This window comes from Acidobacteriota bacterium, from assembly GCA_030949985.1.
GTDB lineage: Bacteria > Acidobacteriota > Polarisedimenticolia > J045 > J045 > JALTMS01.
Genome location: JAUZRX010000060.1, coordinates 17,673 through 34,284, shown reverse-complemented (window position 1 = coordinate 34,284; position 16,612 = coordinate 17,673). Strand labels below are relative to the sequence as shown.

Annotated in this window: 13 protein-coding genes; 4 read left to right on the top strand and 9 right to left on the bottom strand. The window is 71.7% G+C overall.

What is annotated here, in order from left to right; all coding sequences use genetic code 11:
- Window positions 1-30: 30 nt before the first annotated feature.
- Entirely contained in the window at window positions 31-447 is a 417-nt protein-coding gene (locus Q9Q40_12580) for a hypothetical protein (protein ID MDQ7008060.1), read from the bottom strand.
- A gap of 63 nt (window positions 448-510) precedes the next feature.
- Complete coding sequence (locus Q9Q40_12575; protein MDQ7008059.1) at window positions 511-1,614, bottom strand: hypothetical protein; 1,104 nt, start codon at window positions 1,612-1,614, stop codon at window positions 511-513.
- Between the two features lie 218 nt (window positions 1,615-1,832).
- Between Q9Q40_12575 and Q9Q40_12570 the strand changes: the two genes are divergently transcribed.
- The 3 genes from Q9Q40_12570 to Q9Q40_12560 are packed head-to-tail and all read left to right on the top strand — an operon-like array spanning window position 1,833 to window position 6,674.
- Window positions 1,833-2,159 (top strand): MGMT family protein, encoded by a 327-nt coding sequence (locus tag Q9Q40_12570; GenBank protein ID MDQ7008058.1) that lies wholly within the window; start codon window positions 1,833-1,835, stop codon window positions 2,157-2,159.
- Window positions 2,149-3,435, top strand: coding sequence for a DNA repair exonuclease (locus tag Q9Q40_12565; protein ID MDQ7008057.1), 1,287 nt, complete (start codon window positions 2,149-2,151; stop codon window positions 3,433-3,435). Before Q9Q40_12570 ends, Q9Q40_12565 begins: the two co-directional genes overlap by 11 nt.
- The gene (locus Q9Q40_12560) at window positions 3,432-6,674 is read left to right on the top strand and encodes a hypothetical protein (GenBank protein MDQ7008056.1); all 3,243 of its coding nucleotides are present in this window, start codon (window positions 3,432-3,434) and stop codon (window positions 6,672-6,674) included. The genes Q9Q40_12565 and Q9Q40_12560 overlap by 4 nt, the downstream gene beginning before the upstream one ends.
- Before the next feature lie 58 nt (window positions 6,675-6,732).
- Here the strand turns inward: Q9Q40_12560 and Q9Q40_12555 are convergent, their stop codons facing one another.
- From Q9Q40_12555 to accD, 6 genes are all read right to left on the bottom strand, one after another.
- Complete coding sequence (locus tag Q9Q40_12555) at window positions 6,733-8,124, bottom strand: FAD-dependent oxidoreductase (protein MDQ7008055.1); 1,392 nt, start codon at window positions 8,122-8,124, stop codon at window positions 6,733-6,735.
- Window positions 8,121-9,422: a lactate racemase domain-containing protein gene (locus Q9Q40_12550; GenBank protein ID MDQ7008054.1), complete on the bottom strand. Its 1,302-nt coding sequence runs from the start codon at window positions 9,420-9,422 to the stop codon at window positions 8,121-8,123. The genes Q9Q40_12555 and Q9Q40_12550 overlap by 4 nt, the downstream gene beginning before the upstream one ends.
- On the bottom strand, window positions 9,419-10,591 hold the full coding sequence (gene dprA, locus Q9Q40_12545) for a DNA-processing protein DprA (protein MDQ7008053.1): 1,173 nt from the start codon (window positions 10,589-10,591) through the stop codon (window positions 9,419-9,421). Before dprA ends, Q9Q40_12550 begins: the two co-directional genes overlap by 4 nt.
- 101 nt (window positions 10,592-10,692) lie before the next feature.
- Complete coding sequence (gene trmB / locus Q9Q40_12540; GenBank protein ID MDQ7008052.1) at window positions 10,693-11,343, bottom strand: tRNA (guanosine(46)-N7)-methyltransferase TrmB; 651 nt, start codon at window positions 11,341-11,343, stop codon at window positions 10,693-10,695.
- A complete protein-coding gene (locus Q9Q40_12535; GenBank protein MDQ7008051.1) occupies window positions 11,333-12,697 on the bottom strand; it encodes a Mur ligase family protein in 1,365 nt (454 codons plus the stop codon). The genes trmB and Q9Q40_12535 overlap by 11 nt, the downstream gene beginning before the upstream one ends.
- Before the next feature lie 53 nt (window positions 12,698-12,750).
- Window positions 12,751-13,626 (bottom strand): acetyl-CoA carboxylase, carboxyltransferase subunit beta, encoded by an 876-nt coding sequence (accD, locus tag Q9Q40_12530; GenBank protein ID MDQ7008050.1) that lies wholly within the window; start codon window positions 13,624-13,626, stop codon window positions 12,751-12,753.
- A gap of 323 nt (window positions 13,627-13,949) precedes the next feature.
- On the opposite strand from accD, the gene rpsU reads away from it, so the two are divergent.
- Window positions 13,950-14,153 carry a 30S ribosomal protein S21 gene (gene rpsU / locus Q9Q40_12525; GenBank protein ID MDQ7008049.1) on the top strand — a complete coding sequence of 68 codons (204 nt, stop codon included), beginning with the start codon at window positions 13,950-13,952 and terminating at the stop codon, window positions 14,151-14,153.
- Between the two features lie 70 nt (window positions 14,154-14,223).
- Here rpsU and Q9Q40_12520 read toward each other — a convergent pair whose 3' ends face one another.
- Window positions 14,224-16,599 carry a TonB family protein gene (locus Q9Q40_12520; GenBank protein MDQ7008048.1) on the bottom strand — a complete coding sequence of 792 codons (2,376 nt, stop codon included), beginning with the start codon at window positions 16,597-16,599 and terminating at the stop codon, window positions 14,224-14,226.
- Window positions 16,600-16,612 lie beyond the last annotated feature (13 nt).

The following is a 16,612-nucleotide window of genomic DNA, read 5'->3' as shown; positions in this document are numbered from 1 at the left end:
GAGCCGGGTTCCTTGTCCGATGGGTACGGGCTAACGTCGTCGGGCGGAGAGGGTGGTCCGGCCGCGGGATATCCGGGCGAAGCGGAACAGGCGCTCTTCGGTGCGACCGGTGTCCGCCGCCGTCCAGCGCAGGCCCACCAGGTGCCACAGGCCCTGGCGATCGACCCTGAAGGCCAGCCCGTAGCTGTCTGCATCCCGGGGCACCCGGTCGATGGTGTGGCGGAAGACCAGGGCCACGACCTGGCCGTCGATCAGTACGGCGTGGGTGTTGCCCTGGGCGGTGGGGGAGATCTCCACCGTGCCGGCGGAGAAGACCTGCTGGCCGATGGCCAGGGGCTGGTCGACCTGCGCCTTGAGTTCGAGGGCTGAAGCCGGGAGCAGGGACAGCCCCAGAACGATCAGCAGGGGGAACAGCCAGCCGAGTCCGTGTGCGTGCCTGGTCTTCATGGTCTGACGCCTCCTTCGCCACGGGGAAAAGCAAGGACAGTGCCAGAACCTGCCCGAACGATATCAGCTCTCCCCGGAAGTCTCGGCGGTGGGGGGCGGCGGGGGCATCGGCGCCGGTGGCCGCGGCCCGGCCAGATTGTCCGGCCCGCTCCAGGCGGGAATCGAGGGGTCGAGTTCCCGGGCGAAGGCCAGCCCCCAGGCCCGGTAGAAAACGTAGAGCGGGGCCAGGACGGTAGCTTCGGCCCAGGTGCCCAGGAAGTAGACCCCCAGCAGGAGCGGAAGGGTCAGCACCAGCAGGGGGGGGAAAGCCGCGGTGGCCAGCGCCAGTCCGATGGCGACCAGCGTCACGCCGGTCATCGGCAGCGCCCAGAGACAGCAGGTCAGGCAGCAGAGGAAGGCGAGCAGCACTCCCGCGACGATCGCCACCACCACCCGGGCCAGCAGGTAGAGGGCGCTGGCACCGGGATGCGCGATCACCCGCCGGGCCATGAAGCCGAACGCCGCGACGAAACCCTCGCCGGAGGTCCAGGCGCGGGGCAGGACCAGGTCGTAGACGAATCCGTCCACCAGGAACTTGGCCAGGAGCAGGGGCGCGATCCAGGCGATGGTGACCAGGACCAGCACGGGGGGGGTGTCCGGCACCGTCCCGTACTGGAAAAGGACGCGCAGTGAGGGCAGCCAGGCCAGGAGCATGGGAACGAAGGCGAATACCGACAGGGCCAGCCAGGTGGCCAGCTCGTAGAGGAAGTAGGCCAGGGCGTCCCGTCCCGTGCTGCCGAAGACACCGGTGACGCGGGGTTCGCCGCTGATCACGGCTTCGAGCAGGACGAAGCGGAATCGCGAGCGGATGTAGAGATAGGTCAGGAGCAGGACCAGTGCGATGAAGACACCGAAAAGGACCATCACCAGGGCCAGGCCCTCTTCCTGCCAGCCGGCGGCACCGCCCAGGCGAGAGCCGGGGAAATCGTCGCCCCGCCAGTGATCCCCCCAACGGGAGCCGATACCGACGTGGGCCAGTCCGGCCAGGGCGATCAGCAGGCCCCACAGGAGCCAGGCCTTGACGCGGAGGGGCCGGAAGAGCAGCCCGGTCATCCGTTGCCAGGCGCTCTCGAAACTGCGGGTGACCAGATCCAGGCTGCCCGCGGGCGGTGGAGGCTGGGCCGTCATGGGTCGCTGCCCTCCCGTGTCCGGGCGCCGGCGGGTGAGCCGGCCGGACACGTCGAATGATACGTTGTCCGCCGCTCCGGGTTTCCATGAGGATCCGCCGCGGCCCTCCACGGGTTCGAGGTGGGTACAATCAGCGGGCGGCCCGTCACCGGCGGCGGGAGCGACGGGGTGGTTCGATGGCGCAATCCCGGCATCGCGGTCGAAGGTTGCATGGCGAGATGGAATCGCCGCCCCGCCCCGGTTTCGAGGCGGTCTACGCCCTGGTGCGGCGCATCCCCTCCGGCCGGGTGATGACCTATGGCCAGGTGGCCACCGAACTGGGCGCCACTCTCTCCCCGCGGGCTGTGGGCTGGGCTCTGCACGGCTGTCCCGAAGGGGTGCCCTGGCACCGGGTGGTCAACGCCTCGGGAGGGTGCTCGACGGACCGCCTGCCGGACCTCCCCACCGGGCTTCAGCGCCGCCTGCTCGAAGAGGAGGGGGTGGAATTCACGGCGGGAGGCACCCTGGATCTCGCGCGATACCGGTGGATGCCCCATGACGGGTGAGCTGCTCTGCGTGGGGGACATCCATCTCGGCCGGCGGCCTGCCCGGCTGCCGGCGGCCCTGGGCCTGGATCCCGAGACCCTGACTCCTGTTTCCGCCTGGGGGCAGGTGGTGGAACTGGCCCTCGAGCGCGGCAGCGCGGCCGTGCTGCTGGCGGGCGACGTGGTCGAGTCCGAAAACGCGTGGTTCGAGGCCTACGGTCCCCTCGAGAGGGGTGTGCGACGGCTGGTGGAGGCGGGGATCGAGGTCTGCGCAGTGGCGGGCAACCACGACGCGGTGGCCCTGCCCCGGCTGGCCCGTGCGCTCGATGGTTTCCGTCTGTTGGGGGAGGGGGGGCGCTGGGAGGTGCACGTCCTCGAGTCTCCGGAGGTCGCCGGGCTGCGGGTGGCGGGCTGGTCCTTTCCGGGGCGCAGCTACGACCGTGATCCCCTCGAGGGCTTCCCGGCCCTCGATGAGCGCGAAGGCCCCGTGGTGGGCCTGTTGCACTGTGATCTGGATGCCTCCGCCGGCGACTACGCCCCGGTGCGCCGATCGAGGCTCGAGGCCCTGCCGGTGGACGCGTGGCTGCTGGGTCACCTTCACGGGCCGAGCCTGGGTCCCGGGCCCCGTCCGGTGGGCTACCTGGGATCGCTGGTGGGCCTCGATCCGAGCGAGACGGGGGAGCACGGGGTGTGGAGCCTGGAGCGGGATCCGGCGGGGGGCTTTCGGGCGGCGATGATTCCCCTCGCGCCCCTGCGCTGGGAGCACCGGACGTTGGACGCGGCCGGGCTCGGCGGTGCGGGAGAGGAACTCGACGAGGCCGTGCTGGGGTTGATGCGGGAGAGCGCCGCACAGGCCGCCGCAGCCTCTCCCGCGTTGCGGGCGCTGGGCTGCCGCATCGATCTGGTCGGCCGCTCGGCCGCCTGGCGCAAGCTGGCCGAGCGGGTGGCCGGGAGCCGCTGGGAAGAGCTGCTCTTCGAGCACCAGGGGGTGAGCGTCTTCATCGACAGGGTGGCGTGCCGCGTGGACCCGGACATCGACCTGGAGGCCCTGGCGGCGGAGAGCAACCCCCTGGGTCTGCTGGCCCGTGAACTGCTCGAAGTGCGGAACGGAGGGCCGGCGTGGCCATCGCTGCGTCAGGAGCTGGAAGAGGAATTCCGTCGGGCCCTGCACGGCGCGGGACTCAACCGTTGGGTCGCGGGGAGGATGGACGAAGAGGATCTGCGCCGGGCCCTGCGAGAGGCGGGTGGGCAGGCCCTGGGCGCGCTCTTCGATCAGAAGCAGGGCGACGGGGCATGAAGCTGCGCTCGGTGGTCATCCGACGGATGCCGGGGATCCACCAGCCTTTCCGGCTGGAGCCCGGTGATCTGGGGCCGGGTCTGAACCTGGTGGTCGGCCCCAATGCGGTGGGCAAGTCCAGCCTCTGTCGGGCGGTGCGGGCGCTGCTCTGGCCTTCGGTCGAGCCCGACCTGGAACTGGACGCGGAGGCCGCCTGGGAGATCGACGGGGAGGTGGTCACCGTCTCCGCGGTGCCGGGCCGGCCGGTGCGTTGGACAGCCGGTGGCCGGGCATGCGCGCCCCCCGACCTGCCTCCCGGATACCTGGCCCGTTGCTATGCCATCGGCTTGCTCGAGGTGGTCAAACCGGATGCGGCGGGGGCCACGGACGAGCGTTTGCAGGCCGAGCTGCGGCGGCAGCTCTCGGGGGGCTACGACCTGAAGCGAGTCGAGCGGCCCTTCTACGACAAGCCCCAGGCGGGTCGAGCCGAAGCCCGTGCCTTGCGAGCGGCCGAGCAGAAAGTGCGGGAACTGGCCGGTCGGCTCGAGGCGCTGGCCCGGGACGAGGAGGGCCTCGAGGCGTTGCGTCGCGAGCGGGATGAGGCGAGTCGGGCCCGGGGCCGGCTCGAGCGGCTTCGCGTCGCCCTCCAGGTGGCCGGTCACCGGCAGGTCCTGCGGGAAGCGCGGGCCGAGGCGGATCGCCGTTTCCCCCCGCAAATGGATCGGTTGCGGGGTGACGAGCGGGAGAGCCTCGATGCCCTGCGCGAAGAGTGCGGGGAGGTGGAGCGGAAACTGCGCGAAGCCCGCGCGACGCTCAGACAGGCGGAAGAAGAAATGGCGGCCTGCGGGCTGGGTGACGATCCCCCCTCCGTGGAGGCCCTCGAAGAGGCGCGCGCGCGGGTCCAGAACCTGCTTCGGGTGGAGGATACGCTCGACGGACTTGCCCAGGAGCGCGCTGCGGCCCGCGGTGTTCTCGAGCAGGCCCGTGCCGCCCTGGGCGAGGCCTTCGATCCCGCGGCCGCGGGCCGGGTCGACGCAGCCTTTCTCGAAACGCTCGATCGACTCATGGCGCGGCGGGATGAGGCTCGCACCCGGCTGGACCAGGCGGAGCAGTTTTTCCGCTCCACGAGGAGCGGGCCGGGCTGGCTGCCCGGGCTGCTGGTCGCCCTGGCTGCAGGTGCTTTGAGCTGTGCCCTGGCGTGGGGGGCGACCTCCCCGGTGGGCATGCTGGGCCTGGTGGCCGGCACGGGACTGGGGGCGGCGGCCGTGGTGTTTTCGCTGCGCTACCTGGCGCAGCGGCGGGCCGGCAGGCTCCTCGAACAGTCGCGGGAAGCGTGGGAAGCCGCCGACGACGAAGTGCGCCGGTTCAAGCGCGGGCTGGGGCTGGACCTGCCCGACGGCAGCCTGGCTCTCGGCAGCCTGGCCGGCGATCTGCGGCGTTGGCAGGAAGCGCGGGCCGAGCTGGCCCGCCTCGAGAGCCGGAGAGAAGAGATCCAGCGGCGCCACGAAGCGTGGCTCGAAGAGATCGCGACCTTCGTCGCACGCTGGAGCCGCATGGAAGTGAGAGATGGCGCCGGCGCCCAGGCTGCCGTCGGCGCCCTGGTCTCCCGCGCCGAACGCCACCGCCAGGCCCTGGCCCGCTGCCGGGAGGCCTCGCGCCGCGCCGACGATCTCGAACAGCGACTCGCCAGGCTCCGGGCCGGGTGCCGGGCCCTTTTCGAGCGTGCCGGCCTGCCGGATATCGAAGACCTTGCCGCCGCGGACCGAGCCCTGGACGAACGCCTGGCCCTGCTGTCCGACTACCGCGAGGTGACGGCGAGATGTGCTCGCCTGGAGTGGGCGATCAGGGAGAAGCTGGCGGAGCTGGGCGATCAGGCGTCCCTGGCGGAGCGGTCTCCCGACCAGCTCGAAGAGGAGGCGGCCCGCCTCGAGGGGCAGGTCTCCAGGCTCGACGCCCTGCAGCAGCAAGTGGCCGACACCGAGGCGCGGGTGCGCCAGGCCCGGGAGAGTCACGCCATGGCCCGGGCCCTCGAAGCGCGGGACGAAGCGCGGCGTGATCTCGAGCAGGCTCTCGCCGGGCAACTCGTGCGCGCGGCGGGTAGAGTGCTGATGCGGCGGGTGAGGGAGCGGCACGCTCGTGACGCCGAGCCCCGGGTGCTGGCCCGGGCGGCGTCCCTGCTCGCCACCTTCACCCGCCAGGCGTATGCCCTCGAGGCAGAACCGGAGACCGGCGCGTTCCGTGTGCGCGATGCCCTCAGCGGCGAGACCCTGCTCCTCGCCGCCCTTTCCGACGGTACCCGCTCGCAGGTTCTGCTCGCCGCACGCCTGGCCTTCGCCTTCGAGGCGGAAGGGAAGGCCCGGCCTCCCCTCTGGCTCGACGAAGCCCTGACCGGCGCCGACCCCGAGCGCTTCGCCGCGGTGGCCGACAGCCTGGTCGAGATGCTGCGCCGGGAGGACCGCCAGGTGTTCTACCTGACGGCCAGCCCTTCCGATGTGGAAATCTGGCAGCAGGCTCTCGAACACCGGGGCGAGGCGCGGGTCACGCCCATCGATCTCGGACGTTTGCGTCGGGGCCAGGCCACCGCGGCGGTTCGCTGGGTGCCGGCGGAGCCCCGCCCGATTCCCGACCCGGGTGGTATGGACCCCGGCGCCTTTGCCGCCGAGGTGGGGGTGGGCCCCGTCGATCCCTGGGCCGATGTGGAGGCCCTGCACCTGTTCTACCTGCTGGCCGACGACCTGCCGACCCTCGCGCGCCTGCTCGAGGCGGGCATCGAAACCGCCGGTCAGTGGAAGGTCTACCGCCTGCGGGGAGCGGCCACGTTGATCGTCCCGGAGAAGCCGGTGGCCGCCAGGATCGATGCGGCGGTGGCCGCCGCGTCGAGCTTCTACCGCGCCTTCCGCCAGGGGCGGCCACGGTCCCTGGCCCGCCGGGATCTGCTCGCCACCGGAATCCTCAGCCAGACGTTCTTCGAGCCCGTCGCCGCCCTGGCCACCCGGCTCGACGGTGACGGCGCACGGCTGATCGAGGCCCTCCGCGGGCGGGCGGTCAAGGGCTTTCACCGCGCCACTGCGGACAAACTCGAGCAGGCTTTCCGCGAGCGCGGCCTGATCGACGAAGACGAAGCGCTGGATCGCGGGCAGGTGACCGCCCGGGTCCTGGCCGACAGCCGTCCCTTCATCGAGAACGGTTCCATCGACGTCGCCGGGGTCCGGGCGGTCGTGGACACGCTCTGGCGGCATGTGATCCCGGCGCTTGGCTGACGGTCCGGCGCCCCGCCGCCGGGACCGCGAACACCACGGGTGGGCGGGTGGGCTCGGGTCAGTCGTCGAGTTGCCTGACGATGGCGCGGGCCACGTCGAGGATCACCTCGGCGAGGGTGGGGTGGTACCAGGGCATGTCGAAGATGTCCTGCACCCGGGCGTGTTGGGCCATCAGCACCGAAATGACATGGATCAGGTCGTCGGCCCGGGGACCGAGGATCGTGGCGCCGAGGATCTCACCGGTCTGCCGGTGAGCCATCATGCGCCACAGGCCGTATCGCACGCCCATGGTGATCGCCCGCCCGGTTTCCGGGAAGTGGGCCTGGCCCCAGACGTGGGGTGTGCCCGAGGCTTCCGCCTCGGCGGCCGTCATGCCCACCTGGGCGAAGCAGGGGTCGGTGAAGACCACGGCCATTTTCAGCCGGTAGTCCATCAAGGCGAAGGGGTCGGCGCCCGCCGCGTTGCGGCCGGCGACGCGTCCTTCCTGGTTGGCGATGTGCAGGATCTGGTGCTGGCCGGTGGCGTCTCCCGCCACGTAGATGTCGGGGTGGCTGGTGCGCATGCGCAAGTCGTGGGCCAGGCCCGACCCGTGGCGCTCGAGCCCCAGAGCTTCGAGTCCCAGGCCGTCGAGGTCGGCCACTCGGCCGGCGGCCATCAGAAAGGCCTCGGCCTGGTGTTCGCGGCGCCGGCCCTGCTCTTCGATGGTGAAGGCGATCTGCCCGCCGGCCCGGCGGACCCGGGTGATCTTGCCCGGAACGGCCAGCTCGAATCGCGGCTCGGCGGCCAGGGCGGCGCGGAGTTCGACGCCGCTGGGCGGATCCCAGCGCGAGCAGAGATCGGAACGGTTGACCAGCAGGACCTCGCAACCGATGCGGGCGAAGAACTGGGCCAGCTCGAGGCCGATGGGGCCGGCACCCTGCACCACCAGGGAGCGGGGGGCGCTTTTCAGGCGCATCACGTCGTCGCTGGTGAGCACGTCGATGGTGTCGAGCCCCTCGATGGGCAGCATCCAGGGCTTGGAGCCGGTGGCGATGACGTACTTGCGGGCCCGGACACGCCGGCCGTCCAGGTCGGCGCTGCCGTCTTTTTCAAGCCGGGCGCGGGCGGTGATCACCTCGTAGTCGGAGGATTCGATGCGCCGCATCTTGCCCCGCTGGAAGCGGGCCACCAGGCGGGTCTTGCGCTCCATCAGCCTGTCGAAGTCGGCCTCGAGACCGCCGGTCAGGCGCAGGCCCAGCTCGTCACCCAGCTCGTGCACTTCGTGGAGCAGGTGGGCCGAGGCGAGTAGGGTCTTGGTGGGCATGCAGCCCCGCAGGATGCACAGCCCTCCCAACTCGCCATCGTTGACCATGGCGGTCCTGGCGCCTTCGGCCACGGCCGCCGCCGCGGCGGAGGTGCCGGCGGAACCGCCTCCCAGGACCAGGACGTCGTAATCGTAGTGTCGGCTCACGGTGGTGGCTCCTCGGAAAGCAGGGATCTTACCTGAAGCGTGCTGTAGAGCAGGCCGGCTCCCCGGGGGGCGACGACGACAGGCTCGTCACCGGTGATCTCTCCGATGCGGGCCAGGCCCGCGGCCAGGTCGGCGACCCGCTCGATGCCGGCCAGCTCGAGCACTTCATCGTCGGCTTCGGTCAGGGCCAGCACGCGGAAGGTCCGGCAAAAGCCGCGCAACGCCAGGGCCGTGTGCAGCCCCACCCGGAAGCGCCGGCGCAGTTCCTGTTCGATAGCGGTCGACGAGCCCAGGCGCAGGCCTTCGAGCAGCTCGGGGTTGCCCACGCCGTCGGCGCAGCGGGCCAGCAGCAAGATCGCGCCGCCGGGGCGAACGATCTCGGTCACGGCGGCGAGGGCCTTGTTGGCCTGGACCATGTTGCGGTCGAGGGGATGGCCGCCGGCCGAGACCACCAGCGCCGGGACCGGTTCCGGCACTGTGACCCGGTGGGTGGCGGCAAAGCGCCGGGCCTCGCGGCGGTGGTCGGTGAAGAGATCTCCGGCCGTGACGCGGGTCATCACCGCTCCCGGTTCGACCACCACGTGGAGGCCCACCGCGGGCGGAAAGAGAGCCGCCGCCTGGCAGGCCGCCTCGTGCACCGGGTTGCCCTCGAGCCGGCCGGGGCGGCAGGCGGGATGACGACCGGAGCCCGGCCGGGGGGACAGGCAGCGGGCATGCATGGCGACGATGGTCTCGATGCCGGCGATGCCGGGTACGAGCATCTTGCGGCCGCCCCCGAAGCCGGCGACGTAGTGGAAGACCAGTCGCCCCAGCACCAGCAGGGCCGCGGCCTCGGCGGCGGCGGGGTGGGCCAGGACGTCGATACCCGACGAGGTCACGCCCAGGCGGGCGCAGGGGCCGCGGGCGTCGTGGGGTTCGAGTCGGGTGAACCCCTCGCAGGCCTCGGGGCCGATCCAGGCGCGCAACTCCCCGGGCGTCATGGGGCGGTGCATGCCCGAGGCGGACAGGAGGCTGACGCGGGAGAGGTCTATACCCGCGTCCTGCAGGGCCCGGGCGACGGGAGGCAACAACCCGGCCAGGGGCAGGGGCCGTGTGCGGTCAGGGACGACCAGGGCCAGCCGGCCACCGCCTCTCAGCCGCCGCGCCACGGCCGCGGCAGCCTGCCGGGCGGCGGGCCGGGGATCGGCGGGGGTCGGCGGTGGCTGCTCCGGCTCGAGCCACCGGGCGGGCGGCGCGAGCCGCGGCCAGGCGAGGCGTTGCTCACCCCAGGGGAGTCCTTTGTCGGAGGCGCGTTTCACGGGTCGAGCATAGCGCCCCGCCGGCGTTGTGCGGAGTCCGTCCGGCAGCGGGCGTAGCGGTTTCCGGGAAGCCGCTCGATCCATCCCGCCATCTCCAGGGAGAAGAGCATGGTGAGCACGGCATCGGTTTCCGCCTCGGCCCGGGCGAGAATCGCGTCGAGTTCCAGCGGATCGTTTTCGGGGAGCAGATCGTAGACGGCTCGGCAGTCCTCGTCGGGCAGTCCGGGCATGGGGGGACGGCCCTGGGCGAGGGGGTCGTCCGCCGGCTGCTGTTCGAGGAAGGGGCGCAGTACCGGGTTGAGGGCGGCGATCACGTCGTCGGGGCCCAGGGCCAGCCCGGCGCCCTCGTCGAGCAGGCGTATCACTCCCGCCGCACTGGCCTCGTTGAGCCGGCCGGGCACCGCCAGCACCTCGCGGCCCTGTTCGGCGGCCAGGTCGGCGGTGACCAGGGAGCCCGAGCGCTCGGCGGCCTCCACCACCACCACGACCCAGCTCAGTCCGGAAATGATCCGGTTGCGGCGGGGGAAGCAACCCGGGCTGACCGACGCGCCGGGCGCGGCCTCGGTGAGCAGGAGTCCCCGCCGGGCGATGCGCTCGGCCAGCGCCCTGTGGGCGGTGGGGTAGACGCGATCGGGACCGGTGGCCATCACCGCCAGGGTGGCGCCGCCGCCTTCGAGGGCCGCCCGATGGGACTCGGCGTCGATGCCCTCGGCCAGGCCGCTGACCACCACCAGCCCCCGCGCCGCCAGGGGGGCGGCCAGCCGTGCCGCCATGGTCAGCCCGTAGCGGGTAGGCCTGCGGGAACCCACCAGGGCCACGGGGATCTCCCGCAGCAGGCTGGTGTCGCCCCGGCAGCAGAGCACCGGTGGTGGATCGTCGATCGCCGCGAGTTGGCGGGGGTAGAGGGGGTGGTCGCGGTGGACGTGGCTCCAGCCATGCCGTCGGGCCCAGCGCAGTTCCGCCTTCACCGCGCGGGACAGCCGGTGCTCCGACAACCGCCGGCAGGTGGCCTCGTTCAGTCCGCGACGCTCCAGCCACTGGGGCTCGGGATCGGCGAGAAAGTCCGCTCCGCCCGCCCGCTCCGCCAGCGTCGCCGCCCGTCGCGCTCCGATGCCCCGGCACCGCGCCAGCCGCAGCCACCCTTCCAGGTGAGGATCCCGCATCGCCATGGAGGCATGGTGCTCTGCGGCTGGCGCGGAGGGGGATCGCTGCCGGCTTCTCCTCCCGGTGGGGGGAAGGGGCGCCGCGGATCTCCGGCCCTGGAGAACGGTCAGCGACGCAGAAAGGCGAAGCGATGGATCGGCCGGCCTTCGCGGCGGTACTTGATCTCGAAGTTGGTCACGCCGCCGGTGGTGTAGTCGCCCATGCCGGGCAGTTCCCACAGGCCCGGGGTCGCCGCGGCTTTCTCGAACTCGGGGTTGGCGGTCAGCACCTCGCCGATCACCAGGGCGTAGTCCGCGTGATCGGTGACCACCCGCAGCAGGCCGCCGGGGGCCAGGACGCGGGCGAAGTGCTCGAGTACCGCGGGACGGATCAGCCGTCGTTTGTGGTGCCGCTTCTTGGGCCAGGGATCGGGGAAGTACACGTGGATCGCCGCCAGGCTCGCCGGGCCGAGGCAGCGTGCGACGAAGTGTCCCGCCTCGCCGTGTACCAGCCGCACGTTGGTCAGGGCCCGCTTGGCCAGGCGGTCGAGCGTCTTCTCGTGGTAGGCCCGGGCCACTTCGATGCCGATGAAGTTCGTCTCCGGGCGGGCGGCGGCGGCGAGCAGCAGAAAGCGTCCCTTGCCCACACCGATTTCCAGCTCTACCGGGTGGTCGTTGCCGAAAAGACGGGGCAGATCGATCGGGCCCGGCGGATCGGGCAAATCCAGGCGGATCAAGTCGTCGGTGCGGCGGTCGGCGATGGGCAGGTCAGGAAACATGGTGGTTTGCGCTCTCGACGGGCGGCACCTTCTCGGCGGGCCGCCGCCACGGTCCTTCGAGGTCCAGCAATTCCCGGCGTACATCGCCGACCAGGTAGAGCGAGCCGGTGACCAGCACTTCCCCTGCCGGGCCGGCTTCCCGCCGGGCCAGGGCGATGGCTTCGCCCACCTCGTCCCGCTGCCACAGCGCCGGGCTTGCCGGGGCGATGGCGGCGGCGATCTCCCCCGTGGCGACCGCCTTGGGGCTGCGGGGTCGGGTGAGGACCACCGCGTCGACCCGTCCGGCCAGCGGAGCGAAGATCTCCGCGGGGGGGCGGCCCGCGGTCAGGCCGAAGATCAGCACCCGTCGCGCCGGTCGCGGCCGTTCTTCCAGGCAGGCGGCCAACGCCTCGATCCCTTCCCGGTTGTGGGCCGCGTCGAGCAGGAAGGTGGGCGCCTGCCCGAGGCTCTCCAGGCGGCCCGGCCAGCGCACTCGGGCCAGTCCTGCGCTCAACCCCCGCGTGGAGAAGGCGACGCCCCGCTGCCGGGCCAGTTCGGCGGCCCGCAGGGCCAGGGCGGCGTTGCGCTGCTGGTGCGGCCCCGCCAGGGCGCAGGTCAGGCCCTGGTAACGCTGCTCGGGAGTCTGCACGTCGAAGCCGTCGCCTCCGGCCGTGGGGGTGACGACGATTTCCTCCCGCGCGGCGTGGAAGGGCGCGCCCTGCCGCCGGGCCGCGGCCCTGACGACGGCTTCCGCCTCCGGGTCGATCCAGCCGGCGAGTACGGGAATCCCCGGTTTGATGATTCCGGCCTTCTCCCGGGCGATCGCGGTGATCGACCCGCCCAGGGACTTGACGTGGTCGAGAGCGATGGTGGTGATCACCGAGACCACCGGGTAGACCACGTTGGTGGCATCGAGCCGTCCTCCGAGTCCGGTTTCGAGTACCGCCAGGGGCACCCGCTCCCGGGCGAACTCGACGAAAGCCGCGGCGCAGATCATTTCGAAAAACGAGGGGTGTCGCGGCAGCTTGCCCGCGTCGAGGGCCCGGGCGGCCTGGTCGCGCAGGGCTTCGATCCGTTCGGCGAAGGCTCGCGGGCTGATCTCGTCCTCGCCGACGCGAATGCGTTCCTCGGGGCGTACCAGGTGTGGGCTGGTCAGGAGTCCCGCGCGCAGCCCCGAAGCGCCGGCCATGGCGTGGATCATCGCCGCCACCGACCCCTTGCCGTTGGTTCCCGCCACGTGCACCGAGGGAAAGGCCCGTTGGGGGTGTCCCAGCCAGGCGCAGAACTCCCGGGCGGTTTCGATATCCCACTTGAGCGAGGGACCGCTGAGAGAGAAAAGCCACTGGAAGAGGGGATCGAGTGGAGGGCTACCCATGGCTCGCCTCTGATGTCACCGCATGGGAGATGAGGGAAAGGCCGGGATCGCGCTCAGGCGACGGGCTCTTCGTCGTAGCGGGGCCCGAACCACAGCAGCTCGAGCACCTCGATCAGGGTCTTTCTCAGGGAACCACGATCGACGACCATGTCGACCATTCCATGCTCGAGCAAGAACTCCGCGCGCTGGAAACCGGGGGGCAGCTTCTGGTGGATCGTCTGCTCGATCACCCGGGGTCCGGCAAAGCCGATCAGCGCGCCGGGCTCGGCGATGTTCACGTCGCCGAGCATGGCGTACGAGGCCGTGACACCGCCGGTGGTGGGATCGGCGAGGATCGAGATGAAGGGTAGGCCCGCCTCGTGCAGTCGAGCCAGGGCCGCGGAGATCTTCGCCATTTGCATCAGCGACAGCGCGCCCTCCTGCATGCGGGCGCCGCCGGAAGTGGAGATGACGATCAGCGGTACCCGCGCGGCGAGGGCCCGCTCGGCGGCGCGGGTAATCTTCTCGCCCACCACGCTGCCCATGGAGCCGCCCATGAAGGCGTATTCCATCGCGCAGATCACGATCGGGTGCCCGCCCAACCTGGCCTCGGCGCAGATCACCGCGTCCCCGAGACCGGTGCGGGCCTGGTAGTCCCGCAGGCGATCGCGATAGGCTTTCTTGTCGCGGAACTTCAGGGGGTCGATGGAGGCCAGGTTCGCGTCGAAGGCGTCGTAGCGGCCGTCGTCGAGCAGGGCTTCGAGGCGCTGGGTGGCGGAAAGGTGGAAATGGTAGGAGCACTTGGGGCAGATCCAGGCCCTGCGGATCACTTCCTTGCGGTAGATCACCTCGCCGCAGCCCTGGCACTTGATCCACAGCCCCTCGGGGATGTGGGAGCGCCGCCCCTCCGAGCGCGCCCTGGGCTTCTTCGCCTTCTGGAACCAGGCCATGTCTCCACCTTCCGGGCCCGAGGCCGGGCCACCGAGAGAGCCTACGGAGAGGTCCAGGGCCCGTCAAGCCAGCTTCTTTCAGGGGATTCGGGCGAAAGTGCCCCCGGGGCCGGGCCGGCGCTGACTTGACAGCCCCCGGGGCGGACCGTAGCCTTTGTCCGCGTCATCCTTCCGGATGGTGATGACCCTCTGCCCATCCGGCCTCGCCTGCTGCGTTTGCCAGGGGGCGACGGGGCCGGTTGGCTGGGGCTTTTTGCTGCCTGGGGAGGTATGCCCCGCCCAGCTCCCGGGGGAGCTGCCAGAAGAGACTGGAGTGATTGCTGATGCCTGACTCGACCTACGTGGTGGTGAAGGAAGACTTGGAGAAGGCCCTTCGGCGTTTCCGCCGGAAGGTCGAGAAGTTCGGGATCCGCAAGGCGATCCGCCAGCACGAGTACTACGAGAAGCCCTCTGAGCGCCGCCGCCGCCGCCGCCGCGAGAACGATCGCAAGCGTCGCAAGGCCGAGCGCAAGAGCGCGCGCCGGTAGTTCCAGTCTCCAAGGCCCATCGGGAAGGCGTCCGTGAGGACGCCTTCTCTCGTTTCGAGCGGGTCGTAGATTACTGGGGAAGCTGGAATTCGACGACTTCCGTCTTCCATACACGGGCCCGGCGGCCCTTGTTGCGCGGCGGGCTGTAGCGCCAGTGCTTCACCGCTTCTGCCGCGGCTCGGCCCAGGCCGTAGCCGGGTTCGATCATGATCCTGGCATCCTTGACGTTGCCGTTGGGATCCACCAGCACGCTGAGAAAGACCCGGCCCTGGACCTCGGCTTCCCGGGCCTCCGGCGTCAGCTCGGGCTTGGGCGCTTCGAGCAGCCGCAGGGGATAGTCCAGGTCCCCGAGCCTGACCAGCGGGGCGGGAGGCTCCAGCGGGTCCGGCGCCGCCGGTGGCTCGGGCGGGGTCTCGAGGCGGGCCGAGGGCTGGGGGCGGTCCCCTGGTGGGGTGGTCGATGCGGCCGGGCGAGGCTGAGGGGGCGGCTGTCGGGCATCGGCCGTCTTCGCGGCGGGGACGGGATCCCGGCGCGGGGCCTGGGGGAGCGGCGGAGGCGGCGATGTCGCCACGGGAGGCGCCGCCGGTTTCGGCGTTTCGGCGCGAGCCACCGCCGGCTGCGGTGGCCGGGGAGGGGCCGGCCTGGCCCGGGCAAGCTCGATCTTTTTCTCGGGGGCGACCGGGCCGACGGCGGCCGCCTCCCTCGGCCGGGGCGTCGGCGGCGGGGCGACCGGCCGGGCGACGGGGGGCGGCTCTTCCACCGACTCGGGAACACGGCGCATGGCCTGCGTTCGGGGCGGGGCTTCGGCCGGGCTTTTCATCATGGGGACCCGGCCGTCGCCGGTGTGGGTCCGGGTGATGGGCATCAGCGCACGCTGGACCGGGGGGGCCGGGCGGCGCGAGAGGAAGAAGCCACCTACGGCTCCGGTCAGCACGATGCCGATGGCGAACGACAACAGCATGACTCCCGAAGCGAGCCGCGAGGGCGGATCCTCCATCATCGCTCCCGTCGGTGAGGCCCCGGCCGCCCTGGCGGGCTCTTCGGTGTCCGGCGCCTCGGCCGCGGCGGGCGCGGGCCTGTCGGGGCCATCGGCCGCGAGCTGGTCGAGCAGATCCTCGAGCGAAGGCTCTTCCTCGCGGGATGGCAAGGGGGCTCGTTCCGGTTCGCCCGCGGTGCCGGACAGGCCGCCAAGGCTCCCCGTGCCGGTCCAGGCGCTCTCGCCCGTCATCCCGGCTTCGTAGTCGGGGGGCAGGCTGCTTTCCAGTTCTTCGAGGGTGGAGAGCAACTCGGCGGTCCCGGCGTCCATGCCCCGGAGCGGCTCGGGAACGGATGGCGGCGGGGCGTCATCCGCCGCCGCGTCCACGGCACCGGGTTCGGCGCTGGTCGCACCGGTGGGTTCGGGGGCCTGTCCGACCGCTTCGAAGCCGTCGACTTCCGCCGGTGGTGCCTCGTTGGCGTCGTCGTCGCCGGGCGCAACCGGCCCGGTCTCGGCGGTGGGCGCGAAGGCGATCACCGAGTCCACGACGGATTCGATGGCCTGGGAGTCGGCGATGGGACCGTCAGGAACGCCGGTGGAGGGCAGATCCACCAGCTCCGGTGTGACGGTCGGGGGCGCCGCGGACTCGAGCTCCTCCGCCGGGCCAAAGGCCATCGGTGAGTCGAGGGTGCGGGCCGGGCCGGGGGGCGCGACGGCGGGCTTGGACGGTGTCGACATCACCGAGGCCGTCAGTTGAGGCCGGGTCGGCGCCAGCTCTTCAGCGACTTCCAGCTCCAGGCGGTCCAGGCTGGCCCACAGGTCGGCTGCGTCGACTCTCCCCTCTGCCTGCTCCACCGGCCCTGTGGCGGGTGGGATGGATTCCGCCGCCGCCGCGACTTCGGCGACGGCGTCCGCGGTGGGCGTGGCCGGAGCAGGATCGGGTGAGGAGGCGGCGTCGTCCGGCAAAGCGAAACCCAGGGCGCGCTGGAGGGCGCCGTCGATCTCGTCGTCCGTGATGTCGGCCAGGGCGGGGTCGGCATCGGTGGAAGACCCGGGGACACGGGCGGCGGTACGAGGGTCGAGAAGGGACGGGTCTTCCTGGTGGGCTTCGAGGCGTTGCCGGATCTCCTCGACCAGGCGGTGATCGTCCCGGGGGCGCTCGAGGAACAGGTCGGCCCCGGCATCCCGGGCCATGGCGCGGTAGCGCTGGCCCTTGAAGATGCGGGAGAAGATGATCACTACCGGTGCGCCATTCTGCTTGCGCTTGAGTTCCCGGCAGAGCTTGAAGCCGTCCTTCCCCGGGAGCATGGGATCGAGAACGACTACGGGGGGCGTGCCGGCCTGGAGCTGGGCATCGAGCTCGGGTGCGCTCCCGGCGCAGCGACAGGCGAACCCCGCGTCCTCGAGCCGCTTGCGGGCGGCCGCCAGTGAGCGCTGGTCAAAGTCAACGACGAGAACAGGTTGTCTCACGGTCATCTACTCG